The 17,641-nt window shown below is 44.6% G+C and carries 14 protein-coding genes; 3 read left to right on the top strand and 11 right to left on the bottom strand.

All coding sequences use genetic code 11. From position 1 onward, the window contains the following. Nucleotides 1-61: 61 nt before the first annotated feature. The 5 genes from AC438_RS13520 to AC438_RS13500 are packed head-to-tail and all read right to left on the bottom strand — an operon-like array spanning nt 62 to nt 6,643. Nucleotides 62-1,486: an O-antigen ligase family protein gene (locus tag AC438_RS13520; protein ID WP_082354168.1), complete on the bottom strand. Its 1,425-nt coding sequence runs from the start codon at nt 1,484-1,486 to the stop codon at nt 62-64. A gap of 57 nt (nt 1,487-1,543) precedes the next feature. Next, entirely contained in the window at nt 1,544-3,073 is a 1,530-nt protein-coding gene (locus AC438_RS13515; RefSeq protein ID WP_053981798.1) for a lipopolysaccharide biosynthesis protein, read from the bottom strand. A 6-nt stretch (nt 3,074-3,079) separates the two neighbouring features. Continuing rightward, nucleotides 3,080-4,309: a glycosyltransferase gene (locus AC438_RS13510; protein WP_053981797.1), complete on the bottom strand. Its 1,230-nt coding sequence runs from the start codon at nt 4,307-4,309 to the stop codon at nt 3,080-3,082. Then, nucleotides 4,306-5,610, bottom strand: a complete 1,305-nt coding sequence (locus tag AC438_RS13505) for a glycosyltransferase (RefSeq protein ID WP_053981796.1) — start codon at nt 5,608-5,610, stop codon at nt 4,306-4,308. The genes AC438_RS13510 and AC438_RS13505 overlap by 4 nt, the downstream gene beginning before the upstream one ends. Further along, complete coding sequence (locus AC438_RS13500; protein ID WP_053981795.1) at nt 5,603-6,643, bottom strand: glycosyltransferase family 4 protein; 1,041 nt, start codon at nt 6,641-6,643, stop codon at nt 5,603-5,605. The genes AC438_RS13505 and AC438_RS13500 overlap by 8 nt, the downstream gene beginning before the upstream one ends. A 404-nt stretch (nt 6,644-7,047) precedes the next feature. Here AC438_RS13500 and AC438_RS13495 point away from each other — a divergent pair, with 404 nt between their 5' ends. Together AC438_RS13495 and AC438_RS13485 are read left to right on the top strand one after the other, a co-directional pair. Continuing rightward, entirely contained in the window at nt 7,048-7,347 is a 300-nt protein-coding gene (locus AC438_RS13495; RefSeq protein WP_053981794.1) for a hypothetical protein, read from the top strand. A 570-nt stretch (nt 7,348-7,917) separates the two neighbouring features. Continuing rightward, nucleotides 7,918-8,322, top strand: coding sequence for a flagellar export chaperone FliS (locus tag AC438_RS13485; protein WP_053981792.1), 405 nt, complete (start codon nt 7,918-7,920; stop codon nt 8,320-8,322). A gap of 195 nt (nt 8,323-8,517) precedes the next feature. Here the strand turns inward: AC438_RS13485 and AC438_RS13480 are convergent, their stop codons facing one another. The 6 genes from AC438_RS13480 to AC438_RS13455 all read right to left on the bottom strand — a co-directional run bounded on the left by AC438_RS13480 (nt 8,518) and on the right by AC438_RS13455 (nt 15,236). Beyond that, nucleotides 8,518-9,168: an anthranilate synthase component II gene (locus tag AC438_RS13480; RefSeq protein ID WP_053981791.1), complete on the bottom strand. Its 651-nt coding sequence runs from the start codon at nt 9,166-9,168 to the stop codon at nt 8,518-8,520. Nucleotides 9,169-9,170: 2 nt separating this feature from the next. Beyond that, complete coding sequence (locus tag AC438_RS13475) at nt 9,171-10,541, bottom strand: anthranilate synthase component I family protein (protein ID WP_053981790.1); 1,371 nt, start codon at nt 10,539-10,541, stop codon at nt 9,171-9,173. Next, nucleotides 10,538-10,834 carry a Trp family transcriptional regulator gene (locus AC438_RS16645; protein WP_082354167.1) on the bottom strand — a complete coding sequence of 99 codons (297 nt, stop codon included), beginning with the start codon at nt 10,832-10,834 and terminating at the stop codon, nt 10,538-10,540. The genes AC438_RS13475 and AC438_RS16645 overlap by 4 nt, the downstream gene beginning before the upstream one ends. Nucleotides 10,835-11,248: 414 nt before the next feature. After that, nucleotides 11,249-13,378 (bottom strand): hypothetical protein, encoded by a 2,130-nt coding sequence (locus AC438_RS13465; RefSeq protein ID WP_053981789.1) that lies wholly within the window; start codon nt 13,376-13,378, stop codon nt 11,249-11,251. A gap of 179 nt (nt 13,379-13,557) precedes the next feature. Continuing rightward, nucleotides 13,558-14,487, bottom strand: a complete 930-nt coding sequence (locus tag AC438_RS13460) for an electron transfer flavoprotein subunit alpha/FixB family protein (protein WP_053981788.1) — start codon at nt 14,485-14,487, stop codon at nt 13,558-13,560. Continuing rightward, entirely contained in the window at nt 14,484-15,236 is a 753-nt protein-coding gene (locus AC438_RS13455) for an electron transfer flavoprotein subunit beta/FixA family protein (protein WP_053981787.1), read from the bottom strand. Before AC438_RS13455 ends, AC438_RS13460 begins: the two co-directional genes overlap by 4 nt. Nucleotides 15,237-15,535: 299 nt before the next feature. On the opposite strand from AC438_RS13455, the gene AC438_RS13450 reads away from it, so the two are divergent. After that, complete coding sequence (locus AC438_RS13450) at nt 15,536-17,209, top strand: electron transfer flavoprotein-ubiquinone oxidoreductase (protein ID WP_053981786.1); 1,674 nt, start codon at nt 15,536-15,538, stop codon at nt 17,207-17,209. Nucleotides 17,210-17,641: the final 432 nt, after the last annotated feature.

Below are 17,641 nucleotides of genomic sequence, written 5' to 3'. Positions count from 1 at the left end.
CCCTATTGATTTTAGGGTTGTCTATTTTCTTGATCTTCAAGCGACGATCCTCTGAAAATAATTATAAGTTGTTTTTTTGCCAATGTTTCATTGCAATGATTAAGCTTGCGACTACATAAATGGGCCACGTGTAGCCTTGTGTTAGAAACGTACCCGATACAGCAATACCTAAAATAGAGGCGAGATTAGCCTCTGATGCTGCCGTAATCACAGGTGGCGCACACCGCTGTATGGCAAAATTTGTACTATTGGTGGCATCAATGATAAGTTTGATAACCATGCCCACAAAGACAATTATACCGAGCAATCCCGATTCAGCCATGACGCCAAACCAGGTGCTGTGTACCGCATGATTAAGGCCGTCCCAGTGAGGGCTATAAAAGAAGTAGTTAGAAAAAAAATTCTTGAGCCCAACGCCTGTAATGGGATTAACAAGTGCCATCCCCCAAGCTGCCTGCCAAGCATAAATTCTACCCATTGCAGAGGCGTCTACGCCTTCTTCGGCGGCGCCACCAGAAGCGCGTCCCGATATGCCAGCCATCACAAAAAGCCCCATCACTGCAACAGCACCACCGCCAAAAAATATGAGCTTTGACTCAATACGCCGATAAGCCATTAAACCGAATACGGCTATCACACCGAGTAGCCCACCCCGACTTTGCGTTGCAATAACAGCGCTAAACAATGTGATTGTGCTAAGTGTACCTATGCATCGCGCTATTTTTCCGAGTCCTTTATTCAGCATTAAGCTGGCAGCAAAGCTGATAGGAAACATAAGTACAAGTGCTAAATCATTAGGATCACCTAAGATAGAGCCAAGTTCACGGCCAACAGTGACACGAGTGCCCTCGACTAAACCAATACCATTAGCTTTATTAAACAGTGCAACACTGGCAACGGCAACACCTGATAGTGTGAATAAATACAAACTTAATTTAAAATCGCTAGGTGTGCGTGTTAGCCAGGCAATAGCATAGGTCATGATAATGATTTTAATATAAGAGTCTTTAAAAGCTGTAATGGCAATATCTCGGCTAGTTGCAAAGAAGATACCGATAAAAACTAAAACAAAAAAAACAGTAACCCAGTCCAAACTTTTATCCCAAAATGGTTGTATTTTACCTGTGACCACAATATGCCACCCCAACGCAAATAGTGAGCCAAGAGCGAGTAATTGAGGGATTTTTAAAGGATTTAAAAAGGGAAAGGCTTCGTGTATTCGACAAAACGAAAAAATAACAAAACTCAGTACAATAACAAAAGGTAGGCGTAGTACGCCATAGATGGCGAGCGGTGCAAGCCCGGCAATAACAATAAGTATAGGATGAGGTAAAAGCCACCACGCACCTGTAAATAAACCGCATAATGCTAAGGCTACCCAAGGACTTAAATGTATCTTATGATGATTGCTAGGTAGAGGCTTGTGTCGATTCTTGAGGCTGATAATGTTTCTAATGCAACGATGTAAATATGTATTTTTTCCCATATTCTTAGTGTAGTCGAGCATGCGTTGTTGGTGTCTTTTTAAAATCTCTGTACGAAGCTAGCGAATATTAAACTGGTGTTTTAGAGGTTTTATGCGCCTAAAAGAAATAATGTTAGCCTGTAGAGCCATGCACAATAATATAATTGCGAGTACTAAAAAAATTCCGATGAGTGATATGCCAATGCTGATTATGTCATTAAGAGTGATCTGCGCAAAGCCATCATGCACAAGACTTTGGGTAACGAAATGAGTGCTACTTAGCACACATAACAGCGTTGAAGACAAGCAAAGTATTAGCCAGCGCTTGCTAATATGAAGGTATATACCTTGAAGATTCAGTACATACCTACCGCCCCAAATAATCAAAATAAGTCGTAAGCCTTGAGCAATAATAAGACCTATAATACAGCCTGCAACACCCGACAGCTTGGTGAACGATAAACACAATACCATCGCTATTACGGCGCTAGAGATATTGATTTTTAAGAGCAACCATGTATTTTTTTGGTTGAGAACACCTAGGTTGAGTACCTCGCTAGATTCTCGCAGTGCTAGCATAAAAGCAATAATAGCAACCCATTGCGCGGCAACAATATACTCATCAGGCATTAAGCTGGCAATTAATATCGGTCCGATACATGCAACAGCACAAGTAATGAGCGCGAGTAGTAAAATGGCACGCTCCAACATTTGGCCGCAGGCTACTGGCTGCTCGGCTAGCCAAGCAAAACGTTTGGGGCGCCACCACATGCCAAAAGGCTGCATGAGTAGTACTGTCGCAAGGGCAAATTTTGCTGCGACACAATAGAGTCCCAACTCGGTAAGCCCTGCCCAATGTGCAATAGCTATTTTATCGATGCCATTGAGGGCAAATAAACATAAGCCACTGCCTAGCAGTGGCAACCCATATTGATAAATGGCTTTAAGCTCTGGTAATTTAGGCTGTATACCTGTGCTTTTTAATTGAAGACATCCCAATATCAATGCTTGACTACAGGTTGCGATTAAGCTGGCTAGTAATACGCTGGTAATCGATGCATTATGATGTAAAAAGATAAATGTTAACATTGCCTGCAAAAATGTACGACCGATCACAACATAGAAAAAATGCGCAGGTTTATCTTGCATACGCAAATAAGCTAAGGGCAAGCTAATTGCACCCTCTAGGGCAACGCCGGCCCAAACCATTTGTAAATGATAGTGCTGTAAGACTCCGCCATGAAGCAACTGCTTACTGAGCGCGCTAGCAGCGGGAGCGAAGCATGTGCCCAAGAGTAATGCAGCTAAGCCAATAATTAACGACCAACCATAAAGTGATGCAACAATGGTACGCTGTTGCAAGCCATCCGTGTTTGACGCAAAACGAAATAGGCAATCTTCTAAGCCCATAGCCACAAACAAACTTGCGAGTATAGCGGCTGTGGTAAGTAGCTCTAATTGGCCTAAGGCGGCAGGGCTTAGGTAGCCAGCTATAAAAGGTAGCATGATAAGGGATAAGCCCTTCATTAAAACAATGGATAGGCCATAAAATACAATAGCTTTTTTTAAATCTGTGCGGAGTACTTGACTACGTTCTTGGTGTGACAAAATTTATTATCCTTTGGTGCGGGGATTCAATTTTGGAGGCGTATTGCCGAATGAGGCCTCCGACAGCGCCTGAACGATTGCGCGATAAGTATCTTTGGCTTTGTATTGTGAAGCGATATCTTGCGCACGCTGACCGGTTGATGTAATACAAAAAGTATGACGGCTAAGCAGCCATAGTATTCTGGCTAATGACTGAGGGTCGTTAGGTGTGTATTTAAAGCAGTTAACCCCATGGGTGAGCTGCATATCCCAATAAGCACCATCTTTAGGGATCACCGGACACAGTCGTGCAGCCATAGCCTCTAAAATACTCAAGCCAAAAGGTTCATGTTGGCTGGTCGAAACAAAAATATTGCATTGACTTCTAATTTCATCAAGGTTGTTAGGGTTCTCCCATACAGATATTTGATTATTATTTTGAGGTACTGGATGGCAGTCTAAAGCTGTATTTTTTGGCTTGATATAGCAAATTTTTGCTTGAATGTCAGTGTTTTTTAAATGACAGTTAATCGCTTTTTCAAGAATATCGATACCCTTCCATTTAAGCAATGAAGCAGCCCAAAAAACTCTTGAGGATGTACTGCTGGGCAGGCTGTTAGTATTACCCTGATCTTTGCAATCAATACGTATATCGTCGGCATTAATATTGAGTGTCGGTGTTGGCCATTGATGTTGAGGGAGTCCGTTTGTAAAAATAGCGCTTTTTTGATGAATGTTTGCGATATCTGATTCGGATTTATGTTGTATTAGATCCGTAATGTTTTGTTGACAGCTTGCTAAATAAAATATACGGCGGCTCATGCTTAAACCAAGCAAGGCTATTTTGCTACGTGATATTGGCCCTTGAATTAATTGGATAGCATATTTTCTAAATAGCTGACTTAATAATAGTGCCGAAATGTCAACGGCAGGACCAGAAATAACAGCTATTTTTTTTATTCTAAAATATCTTAAAAAAATAATAGAAAGCTGTATTCCGAGGAGTAATTGTTTACCATAAAATGGCAATCCGGATGATGCACGCTGTAATCGTTTTGGTAAATAAATAGAAATTATTTTATATGTTGATTTCCAACTGTCTGGGTCGCACGTGATAATGATAGGCCGGCTATTCGGACACTCTTCAATAATATGGCTCATAGCTACTTTAGAACCGCCTGTAAAACTCACAGGGTCATAGACAAGAAATTCAGATCTTGTATGGTCGGTTATTTTATTTTTATGTATCTCTTTCATTTTGCGCCGGCAGTTTTTTTATGCAGTGTATTGCGTGCTAATAATGTTCTATTCAATACCCATTTTTGTATTGCTTGACATACAAATAGCGATTTTTTAAGGCGAGTTAAAAAGGTATTGTTTTGATGAATATCGATTGCTTGTTCATACGCCTGAATAATGCCGTAGATATGTTTATGGCTATTAAAGGTCGTTAGCGCACGGTAGTAGCCCCGGCTGACGCGTACTTGCCAGTCTGTATGTTGCGAGAGTGATAAGAGTGCTTTTTGCAGGCTTAGGTGATTATTGGGTGTATATAGTAGCCCTGTTTTATACTGCTTTATTACGCTATTAATACCTTTAATGTTAGGGGCAATCACAGGTATTTTGGCTAAATTAGCTTCTGCCAATACCAATCCAAATACCTCATCGATGGCTGTACTGATAAGGGCGTCAGCATCACCGAGCATATAGCCAAAAGCATTGTCTTGATTACCTAAAAAAAATACATATTTGTTAATATTTAGTGCAACGCATTGCTCTTTGAGCGACTCTAACTCCTCTCCGTCACCAATAATCGCAACATAATAAGGTTTATGATGAGCTAATGATGATGAGGTGTTTAATGTGTGCAGGGTATCTAGTAAAAATCGATGACCTTTACGCTTGATCAAGGAGCCTACACTTAGCAGTAGTATGGCGTCTTGCTCAACGCCTAATGCTTTTTTGATGGATACGGGAGGTTGCTGTTGTAGTGCGAGAGCGTCAATGGCATTGGGTAAAATAATACGTGTTTGCTGAAGGTTGGTACCATCGCTGTCGAGCGCTCTAATTGCGGCATGACTCACACCCATAATAATATTACAAAAATGCAAACCCAGCGTTAGCCTATCTTTGAATGTTCCGTAGTGGGCATGTAGCTGCGTAATACACGGTGTGTTGGTCAATAGACCGGCTACTTGCATCCATTGGCAAGGCGCAGCACTATTAATATGAACAAGTGCTGGCTTGTATTGTTTAATGAGGTTAATACCCGTTTTAATTTGGGTATACCAAGCGCATAAGTCATATCGTTTTTTTTGATAGCCTAAAAGGATCTCCATCTTAGAGCAATGATACGGCACGCCATGGCTCTTTAGGGCTTCGGATAATGCTTGTGTATTGCACCAAACAATAGGGGAAAATCCTTGTTTTTTAAGTGCATGGCACAAATTTAAGAGGCAGTGCTCGCTACCTCTTAACCAGTTATCACCGTAGTGCACCAGTAATATTGTGCTACTGTCAGGAAGTGCATGTGTCGATTCTAAAAATTGATTAAACACGGTATATACCCGTTGCAGTATTCATATAGCAATCTAAAAATTTAGGTAGTGTCGAGTGAGTACTATATCGTTTGGCAATGGTGCGGTGAGCACTTTGTTGTATCTTGCGGTGCTGTGCAGCATTGAGTCTTTTCCAGTGCATAAGCATTTTAATAATGTCAGCGATAATTTCTTGTTCAGCATTATTATCTTTTGAGGTGCTAGCTTTTAGCAGCCAGCCATTATGATTATGTTGAATCAATGCAGGTATATCGCCCGCCGGTGTAGCGATAGCAGGTATGCCGTGACTCATAGCCTCTAGTGCCGCAAGAGGTAATCCCTCATATCTGGAGGGCATAAGTAATAAGCCGATGTTAGGCCAATGCTGTTCCATCGGCTGCGCGCCATGAAAAACAACATTTGCGCTTGCTTGCATCTTGTAGTGTTTGAATAGTGGTCCATCCCCATAGATATCAAACTGCGTACTGGGTAATGCTTGAGCGGCTTTAAGTAAGCGATCGGCGGCTTTCTCATGGCTGAGCCGGCCCACAAAAGCAATTTTTGTTCCTCGGCTTAAAGTTGCTTTGGGCTCAACAAAATTGTTTAGTACGTGTGTTTTTTGGGGTAAATTGCGGGCTATTTTATGGCTAACGGCAATGATTTCGTGCGCTAAAGGCGCTGTTAAGCGATCTAGCCATGCATAAATTGCCAAGCGCCCTCGGGTTGATTCGCCGGAGTGATAGCTACTGCACACACCAAAGTGCCCCAGCCTGCCGGCTAACCTACCAATAATTCCGGCCTTATAGCCATGGGTATGTAACACATCGGGTCGACGCTTACGCAGCCAGTTAATGGCTTTTAGCCAGGGTAGGTTGATATGTAAGACTGTAATCGCTTCTTGGTGTAACTTATCTTTGAGTGGGTGCTCGCCATAGTCATCTATAAAGATAACCACCGGCGTATGACCGCAATTTAAGAGCGCTTTACTTAATTCAAAAACATGGGCTTCAATACCGCCAAAACCTCTGGAGTCTAACAGTAAATCAATATGCATTTCAGCGACCTTTGGCAATAATCATGACAATTCCAAGCAGATCGTTCAGTAAACGCAAAGTCGATGCCAATAATGTAACTAACTGATAGCTAATGTTTTTATTTTTTCTACGTGCGTTTTTTTGCATTTTGCATTGCACTTTGGTGATGTGTTTTAGTCTTGTGGTATGCAGGCGATATAATGACGGAGCGATAGCGGCTATTATTTTCCCGGTGTTCGCCCTTACTGGTATCTGGGGCTGGGTAAAACACGATAAGCCAAGACTATAAAAAGGCCACTATTTAGCAGGCCGGCAGGCCTAATTTCATCGGGAGTGGGTGGATATCTGTTGGCGTTTCAAATACTCAGCTCCAATAGCGACCTCCCTAAATAGTTACATGTTAATCGATATATAAGGTGTATGAATGAGTCAATTTTCAAGATTAAGCACTAAAGAACAGGGGACTGTTGAAGTGATCTTATTAGGTTTTAGTCAGCATCAATTGCCGCGAATGTTAGATATACAAGATAAAGTGAATGGCGGTGATGTGTTAGATGAATATGATATTATTTTTTTAGAACAGACATTAGCTGAAATTCAGAGCGTTGCCCATTTTGCTGACACTCACCCCGAATTTCAAACACTGGTGGCCGAGGTGGCTGAACTTTACGAGCGTATTACGCTAAAAGCGACAACTCATACTGCTCAAAAAGGCACGTTATAGCCTATTATTCCGAAATAATTAACAGGTTAATATTTCAGCGGCTTCTATCAATTTAAGGGCTACCTCGCGATGAGTTCCGCAAAAGTCGGGCTCGGCTTTAAATTGGAGTCATTACGGTTATTGATATTGCGCGGCGTAACGGGTATTGACTTGCCTGTTGTCATGACTATAGCTACATCTAAGGCAATTGCCTCGAGTGGTAGGTAAGCGGCCACATGCTACCGAAGCTTCAGACCTTTATAAGAGGGACATCACTGACACCCAATGGATGGTTGTCGCTATTACAGCATTATTCGCGATCGACCTTATAAGCGGTTGCTTATATTTTATAGTGAGTGACGGTTTAAACAACGGTAGAGCGAAAGCATTCGCGACAGCGTGACGATTATGAATTATGAAGGGTTGATAGGCTTGATTTTTAGTTGTCGATTTGATCAAATAATGAACATGGCACGTTCTTGGCTTTATACCTAGTGATGACAAAAAAGCGGCAATTGTTTGCCACTTTTTGAAATATTGATTCATTATCTTAATTGATTCATTATCTTAACTAGCATCAGGAGATGTTTTATGGCCGTCGCACAAACCCAGGCTGCTTTAGTCATGCAAGAGCAGGCCGAGCAACTCACGTCGCATCAAGTTATTTCATTACTCATGGATGGAGCTATTGAGCGCGCCAGTGGCGTGATTATGGCTATCCATTCAGGGAATGATGAAAATCGACAAATATTAGCGGCTAAACTCAAAGCGATCATTAACGGCTTGCGCGAGAGTTTAGATTTTAAACTTGGGGGTACTGTCGCCGAGAACTTAGCGGCTTTATACGATTATATGATTGAGCGGCTTCATGCCACAGAAGGCGACCCCGCTGAACAGTTAGAGGCCGTTACTGAAACGAGGCGTTTAATTGCAGAAGTGAAAAGCGGTTGGGATAATATGGATCTGCAAGTACCCGATATGGCGCAAGGTGCGTAAGGCATTATCGGCCCAATCAACGAAAAAAGCCGAGCCTTATAGTCTCGACTTTTTTCGTTCGCTCACAATATCGCGTGACAAAACACTTTTATGCAGTGGCTGAGTTTATATGATAACTGCGTTTATATGGTACACAGCTTGATATTGATCAGCGCTGATGCAAAATCAAAATGCGACGTTATTTGTGTGTGATATTTATTCAGGATATAAAAAATTCTTAATTAATTCTTTACCGCCTTCACTCGCAAAAGATTCAGGGTGATATTGAATGCCGTAAATAGGGTATTGCTTATGGGCAATCGCCATGATTTCAATAGGCCCGCCAACTGCCAAGGCCTCATCGATATTGCCAAACTGGCCGACCAGTGCGGTAATAGTGAGCTCGTTAGGGAGGCTAGTAGGCTCTGCCATTAATGAATGGTAGCGCATAATCTCGATATGATTCGGGATGTGATTAAAAAGCCCAGATTGGTTGTGGGTGATAACACTGGTTTTGCCATGCACCGGTAAAGCATTCTTAACAATTTTACCCCCAAAGCAATGCACAATACCCTGCATGCCTAGGCATACTCCGAGTACGGGAATTGTTTTTCCTAGCGTTACTATCACCTCTGCGCAAACGCCAAAGTATGCTGGCTCATCAGGCGAGCCAGGCCCCGGTGAAATAATAATACGGTCAGGCTTTAAGGCACTGATTTCATCGACGGTTAAGGCGTTATTGCGTATCACTTGCAGCTCGAAAGATACCTTGTTTTGTGTGCGCTGTTCGGCGCTTAGGATTTCACCAACATATTGGTAGAGGTTGTAGGTAAAGGAGTCAAAGTTATCAATAATTAATACTTTCATTATTATTCTCCTTTAATAAATAATTTAAGTACATTGTTGGTGCCGGCGAATTTTCGTTGGATTTCTAGGTATTCGTCCTCGGCGTTAGAGTCATAGACATTACCGCCACATGTTTGTACGTAAGCGTATGATCCATTGGCAAAGACTGTGCGAATGGGTATGGCAAAGGTGCAGTCGCCATTAAAACCAAAGTGTCCAACGGCGCCACCATAAGGTCCCCGGCCCTCAGATTCTTGCTGATTAATAATGTGCATAGCTTCAATTTTGGGTGCGCCGGTTAACGTGCCTGCGGGGAAGTTGCTAGCCAATGCCGAAAACATATCGTGCTCATCAGCCATAATGCCTACAATCTCACTCGAAATATGCTGTACATGGCTGAAACGTTTGATATCCATAAGATTGCGCACCTTAACGGTGCCAAATTGCGCAACGCGCCCAATATCATTGCGATGTAAATCAACGAGCATGTTGTGTTCTGCAATCTCTTTGGGGTCGTTGAGTAGTCTTTTAGCGAGTTCACGATCTTCTTCGGGTGTGATGCCGCGCTTGGTGGTGCCCGCGAGCGGGTAGGTCTCCATTTCACCTTGGCGCAAGCGAAATAAAAGCTCAGGGCTGGCACCAATAATTTTTTGTTCGCCAAATTTCAAATAATACATTTGAGGTGAAGGATTTGACTCGCGTAGCGCTTGATAAATATTAATGGTGTCGCCATTGAGCTCGAAGAGTGTTTTGAAGCCAACTTCACATTGAAAAATTTTACCTTCAATAATATCACCTTTTATTTTAGCCACCGCTTCGGCATGCTGCTCACGGGTCATGGTATCACCAAGGCGCGTAATGCTGAGGTTGCCATCACCGCTGTAGGGCGTGTTAATGAGCGCTTCGATATCGCTCAGGCGGTTGTCTTGATAATAAAAGTACGACACTTCACCGGTCATTTTATCCAGAATTAAACCGTCTTCATACAGGCCAAATTTAAAAGCTTCAAAGTGCTCACTGTTTTGAATGCAAAGAGAGGGCTCAAAATAATTCATCGCGTCGTACCCTAAGAAGCCCGTTAGACCGCCAGAGTATTTACGCGAAATAATATTTTGCGGAATAAGCTCGCGTAATAAATCATAAGGATTATCGCTGATATGATTTTCGATGGTGCCGTCAGCGCTTTGAATACTCAAGGTATTTGCCTTGGCCCAAATCAGCTTAGTCGGTGCGAAGCCAATAATGGAGTAGCGTGAAATGTGACTGTCTTCGCCCAGCGATTCTAAATAAAAGCAGGTTGTATAGTGCTTTTCTATTTTTTTGAAAAGCTCAAAAAAATCATCGACACCTTGAATTTTGAGGTAGTGTGGTTTGCGAGGGATGGTATGTTTCATGAGTGATCCTTAAATTTACCGGCTTTGAGCTCGCGTGAACCACGCGTGACGGTGGCAATACCGACACCGAGCTGTTTGGCAATTTCACGCTGAGTGATACCGGCCTTTAAGAGGCGAGCGATTTCTAAGCGAGTGGCAATAGACAAAAGTTCTGAGGGGGTGAGTAAAGCCTCGAGTGCTTGGCTCATCTGCTCCGCATTAGCGGCAGCGCACAAATGCTCAACTAATTGGGCATGGCGCTGTTGCGCTTTTGTCGCTGCTGGTAGAGCCGAGTTTGACGTTGCTAGGGGCATGGCAGACCTGTAATGATGTATCTTCGTGCTAGTACATTATTGCATTGGGGTGCAAAGGTCAAGATCCAGATAATAAAAATGTCACTATCCAGAGATGGTTAAATCGGGCACTGATAAACCTAAACTGCGGTTTTTAGGATGAATCATTGTCTGGGCCACTCAAGTCATCTGCGACTTTGTTCTTCTGCAAAGTCCATCCCACGCATCCATGCTGCGACTGGGCGCAATGTAAGTGCTCCCGTCACGTAAGTACCCAGAAAAGCATTCATTAATACCCTATGAGGTGAATTTTTTCAGCTTGCCTGCCTACTGTATCGATCAATGGGGTCAGGCGTGTTGGTACGTAATGGAGTTGCGTCGCAGTTGAGGCTAAAAAGCTTCATAAGAAATACGTAGGTCAAATTACTTGGTTTATCATGACTTTAATGCGTTGATATACAGCGCGAGAGGGGCTTGAGGTTGTTCATAGCCAATAAAGAAATCAGCCCCGTTTTGTAGGTGCTTATAGGCTTCATCGGCACTGTCGCAGGCAATAATATGAGTAGTTGGGTAGTGTTGTCTTAGTAGAGGGTACAAATCCATAAAAGAGTCATCGGCATTGACAAATACAAAGCAACGCATGGGTATTTTTTCGGCGGTATTAAGGGCTGTTTTGGGTGTATTGAGGGTGTGGCAGTGAAAGCCTTGGGCCGTAATGTACTCGGCGAGCGAGTCGGTATCGGTTGAGCTAATGAGTGCAATATTATTATTATTTTGCTCGTTGGGCGTGATATCGGAAGAGTTAAATAAATGCCAAAAACAGAGTTTAAAGTCGGCCAGTGTTGCGGGCTTATTGAGCCAGTGCACATAAGGGTTGGCTGCGATTTCGGCAAACTCAGGTGAGGTGTGTGCGTTAGCAGGCCCCATAATGACTTGCGGGATTAATTTGCATTCAGACTGATTGAGCAGTGTGCGACTAAAGTCAGCACTGGCTTTAGGGTCTGCATGGGTATGAAAAACGATGGCATTAAAAGGCGTGTTATTGCTAATGGCTTTACGCAGCTCTGGTAGGGCGCGTTTTAATTGAGACTGCGTCGTCACTTGAATGCCTAATAGGCTAAGTTCTTGGCGCTTGTTATCTAATACTCGTGGATTTTCGTGGATTAATAATATGCGCTTGCCTTTAAATTCGGGGGCTTGCGAGCTGGGCTCGGTTGCTGTGGTGCGGCTGGGGTATTTGGCGCGATAGCACAGTTGCGTGCTTTGGTTGTTAGCACTGATATTGAGGTCGCCATCTTGGGCTTCAGCCAAGCCTATGGCCAAGGCGAGCTCAAGGTTCAGTTGAATGCCTGTCGCTTGCTGGGCATTAAAGAGTGTGCGTTGCCCGTTGGGTTGATGATTGACGAGTACGTGTAGCTCCCCGACTTTGCCGCGCTCTTGCACATAGTCAATATCGATAAATAAGGTGCCTTCATCAAGCTGCGTGATGGCTGATTTTATCATGCCTTGTATAATTTGGGTGAGACGTGCGGTATCGCCTTGCATTAAATGTGGGATGTTGTGCGAGAGCGATAGCTCTATGTCGATACGCTTATCGGCCGCTTCGCTTGCGAATTCGGCAATCACAAATTGTAACAGTGCACGCGCATTAAATATTTTCGCTTCAAAATCAATTTCTTTAATCAGTATTTTATAAAAGTCGCTCACGTTGGTATGCAGTTGTTTGAGGCGTGGGCGTTTTTCGCCAGCTTGAGGTACGTTACTATTAAATAGTGGCGCAATGCTCGCAACAGGATGTTCTTCTGGGCTGGGGGTGTCATCGTTTCTTGGTGCGCGCTTTGCTTTAAGCAGCTCTTCCAGTTCTTGCTTGAGTAACAGCATATAATCACGATGTAATTGAGCAGTGGCGCGAGTGTCGCGCTTTTCTTCTTCTAGAGATTCCGTTTTGCGTGCAAGCAATGCATTGGCTTCTAGGCGGTCCCAGTAGTTGTCGGCAATTTGTTCACATTGATGATGCAGCAGCCAAATAAAGAAAAATACAACAATGGCGTAAATCACCCCGGTTGTTTCGCCAGTAAATAGTAAACAAAAGGCGCCGGGTACTAGGCCGAGCGCTTGGTAAATCGTTAAAAACTGTTTGTAAGGTGCAAAGGCGTTGGCGGTCATTGAAAAGAATACAATGGTGTATAGCCATAGCAGGGGGCCCTCGTCGTGAATGCCAACAACGAGTGTTTCGATAGCAACAATCAGGCCCCACCAACCCGCCCCTAAAAGCGTTGCATAAAAGTAGCGGGTGCGCCAAAGATTGGGCGCGCGTGGATAAATGGCTTCAAAGCGGAAGAGTAAATATCCTCTGAGCAGGGTAGTGATGAGGAGGCCAATAGAGAGTGCAATGGCAATGCTGGGCTGTTGATCGGTAAAGGTGCCAACAGCCATGCATAGCATAAAAATCACAAAGTTTCCGATCAGGCCGCGGCGGCTATATTTGGCCATGCGCTCATCGGTTTCGCGAATGATTTGACGGTTTTTTTGTATTTTAAGGTGCGGCGTAAAAAAACGGAACATGTGAATGCCTTGCCAGAAGTAATGCGGGGATTCTACCCGAAAAGTGCCAGACCACAAAAGTTCAGCGACCGCAGCGAGTATGCAAATAACAATGGGCCTAAAAGGCCCATTGTTATTTGCATGTTTTAGCCCATGTAAAACCTATGGGCTAAAACCTTGATGGCTTAAAGCCTCGAGCACTAAAGCTTGCTAGTTAGCTCAGGGATTACATCAAACAGATCAGCGACGAGGCCATAATCAGCGACTTGAAAAATAGGCGCATCTTCATCTTTGTTGATGGCTACAATGATTTTAGACTCTTTCATGCCCGCCAAATGTTGAATGGCGCCCGAAATGCCAGCGGCAATATAAAGATCAGGTGCGACGATTTTGCCGGTCTGGCCCACTTGCATATCGTTGGGCACAAAGCCAGCATCTACAGCCGCGCGTGAGGCGCCAACCGCACCGTTGAGCTTGTCAGCTAGCTGGTATAAGAGCTCAAAGTTTTCGCCATTGCCTAGACCGCGCCCACCCGAAATTACGATGTTGGCTGCGGTGAGTTCTGGGCGATCAGATTTTGCTAATTCTTCACTCACAAACTCAGCCAAACCACTCGTGCTGCCAGCGTCGAGGTTGCGTGTTGAGGCGGTTCCGCCAGTGGCTGCAACGGGGTCAAACGAGGTGGTGCGCACCGTCATCACTTTGATGCTATCGCTGGACTCTACGGTTGCAATCACATTGCCAGCATAAATAGGGCGCTCAAAGGTATTGGCATCTAGAATATTTTGAATATCAGAGATGGCTTGCACATCTAAAAGTGCCGCAACGCGAGGCAATAGGTTTTTGCCCGTTGTTGTTGCAGGTGCTAAAACATGTGTGTAATCCCCAATGTTTGCTTGAATAATCGGTGCGATATCTTCGGGGAGTTGGTGTGCTAAATAGTCGCTGTCGGCGACAATCACTTCGGTTACACCGCTGGCCGCTTGTGCCTGGCTGACAACAGCGCCACAGTTGGCACCGGCAACAAACACGTCAATAGGTTGGTTGAGCTTGGCGGCTGCCGCTAGGGTGTTAAGTGTGGCAGGCTTGAGCTGTTGGTTGTCGTGCTCTGCAATAACGAGGGTTTTCATGCAATCACCTTAGCTTCGTTTTTAAGTTTTTCAATGAGAGTATCGATATCGGGCACTTTGATGCCGGCTTGGCGTTGTGCTGGCGGGGCTGTTTTAACGAGCTTAACGCGCGTAGCGCCATCAATACCTAGCTCATCAATAGTGAGGGTGTCTAGGGGTTTCTTTTTGGCCTTCATAATATGAGGCAGTTTGGCATAGCGTGGCTCATTGAGGCGTAAATCGGTTGTAATCACTGCTGGTAGTTTAAGCTTTAGCGTTTGTAAGCCGCCGTCGATTTCGCGAGTGACATGCGCTGCACCATCAACGATTTTAACTTCAGAGGCAAAAGTGCCTTGACCGACATTCCAAAGGGCGGCAAGCATTTGACCGGTTTGGTTGTTGTCGCCATCAATAGATTGTTTGCCAAGCAAGACAATTTCAGGTGACTCTTTATCGACCAGCGCTTTTAAGCACTTGGCGATGGCTAAGGGCTCTAGGTTGGTGGCCGCATCGACATGAATCGCGCGGTCGGCACCTAATGCCATGGCGGCACGCAATTGCTCGTGACACTTGGCATCACCGATCGATACAACGATCACTTCAGTGGCGACGCCTTGCTCTTTGAGGCGTACAGCCTCTTCAACAGCGATTTCGCAAAAAGGGTTGATAGACATCTTGGCGTTGGTAATATCGACATCGGTGCCATCACTTGTTGGGCGTACTTTTACGTTGTAATCGACAACGCGTTTGATCGGTACGAGTATTTTCATCCGCTGTAAACTCCTGTGTTTTAGAGAGGTTAAGTGCGCGTGTAGCGTTGCGAGCTTAACGGGTTAATGTAACCGTTGTTGTGGCGCATTATGTTTTATCAAGTATAGACATCAGAACCAAAGGCCAAAATGACAAATAACGTCAACCCCTAAGGCTCATTGCCCATCCTGCGCATTCATTGGCTGCGTGGTTGTGTCGTTGACTAGCGCACTTTCACTGGCGCGCATATACTCACGGTATCTTAATCAATGCGCAAGTTGTGCGTTGGCGTCCTTTAAACTCGCTAAATGAGGGTGTTATGTCATCTAACCCAACGAATCAAGACAATGAGCAGGTCCCTGAGCGCGAATCTATGCCCTACGATGTAGTGATCATAGGCGCAGGGCCGTCGGGCCTGAGTACTGCTTGTCGATTAAAGCAGCTCGATCCAGAGTTGAGTGTCTGTGTCCTTGAAAAAGGCTCTGAAGTCGGGGCGCATATTTTGTCCGGTGCCGTGATAGAGCCGCGCGCACTCGAAGAGCTATTTCCCAATTGGCAAGAGCTTGGCGCGCCATTATCAACGCCGGTCACCGAAGATAAAATATTGTTGCTTCAAAAAAACAGCGCCAAAGCAATACCCGCTTTTTTAGCGCCCAAAACATTGAATAACCACGGTAATTACATTGTTAGCTTGGGGAATGTTTGTCGCTTTTTGGCTGAGCAAGCTGAAGAGCTTGGTGTTGAAATTTTCCCAGGCTTTGCCGCCAGTGAAATTTTATACAATGAACAAGGCGCTGTAATGGGCGTGGCTACCGGCGATATGGGGATCGGTAAAAACGGTGAGCAAAAAAGCAGTTATGCCCAAGGCATGGAGCTGCATGCTAAATTTACCGTGTTTGCCGAGGGTTGTCGTGGCCACTTAGGTAAAGAGCTGATTAGTCGTTTTGAGCTCGATAAAGGTAAAGAGCCTCAGCATTATGGTTTAGGGATTAAAGAGCTTTGGCAAGTTGACCCGAGTAAAGCCAAGCAGGGTCTTGTGGTGCACACTGCTGGTTGGCCATTAAATGAGCACGGTGCTAATGGCGGTGGCTTTTTGTACCATCTAGAAGGCAATCAAGTCGTGGTAGGTTTGGTGACTGATCTGTCATACTCTAACCCTCACTTAAGCCCTTTCGATGAGTTTCAGCGCTACAAACATCACCCCGAAATTGCACAATACCTAGAAGGTGGTGAGCGCATAGCCTATGGCGCACGCGCGATTACTAAAGGCGGCTTACAGGCGCAGCCGACAATGCATTTTGCTGGGGGATTACTGGTCGGTGATGATGCCGGCACACTGAATTTTGCGAAAATCAAAGGCAGTCACACCGCAATGAAGTCGGGCCTTGTGGCGGCTGAAGTATTGCATAGCGCTCTCACGGCGCAAAAAGAGCATTGCGATCTTCCTGAATACGCCAGTGCTTATAAAGCGTCTTGGGCTTATGAAGAGCTGCATGCGCAACGCAACTTTGGTCCTGCGCAGCATAAATGGGGCAATATACTCGGTAGTGCTTATGCCTTTATCGATATTAATATTTTTGGCGGCAAGCTTCCTTGGACATTAAGCGACCCTATTCCAGATCACGCTACGCTGAAAAAAGCGAGTGAAGTGCCTGCAATTACTTACCCTAAGCCCGATGGTAAGTTGAGCTTTGACAAGTTATCTTCGGTGTTCTTATCGAATACCAATCATGAAGAGGATCAGCCGGGTCATTTGAAATTGGCTGATAGCAGTATTCCGATAGCGCGTAACTTGCCCGAGTTTGATGAGCCCGCTCAGCGTTATTGCCCGGCAGGGGTCTATGAAATTGTGGGTGAAGGCGCCGATAAATGTTTGCAAATTAATGCTCAAAACTGCGTGCATTGTAAAACATGTGACATCAAAGATCCGGCACAAAATATTACGTGGGTGGTCCCAGAAGGTGGCGGCGGTCCTAATTACCCTAATATGTAACAGAAAGCAGAGGTGAGCCCAGTTTTGCTGGGTGAGTCTGGCTGTACCTGTACATTGAGCATCGCGTATTACCGCGATGCTTTCTTAGGGGCGAGGTAATAATAGTTTGTCCAGTTAGACGTAGCGTCCTGTTTTCTCGGTAAGGCGCTCGAAGGGGCGCATGCCGGGCATGTAACGCTTTGAACAACGCAGGAGAGGAAGCAGAAAACAAGTATATCGGATAATGTATCTTTTCCTCGTCCCTTAACTCTTCGATTGCGTAACGGCTGTGACTGAGCCGTTACGATCAGCTTACTTAGCTTAATAGATTGCTAGCTTAATAAATCACTTGTTTACATTCTAATACTCAGCGCAAAATTTGACCCTGATACAACCTAGTTTAAGCCTTTATGTTGAAGCTCAAGCTGTGCCTGCATTGGCTGCGATACATAC

This window comes from Marinagarivorans algicola, assembly GCF_001292705.1.
GTDB lineage: Bacteria > Pseudomonadota > Gammaproteobacteria > Pseudomonadales > Cellvibrionaceae > Marinagarivorans > Marinagarivorans algicola.
Note: the sequence above shows the minus strand (reverse complement) of the source record. Positions and strands in the feature narration are given on the sequence as shown.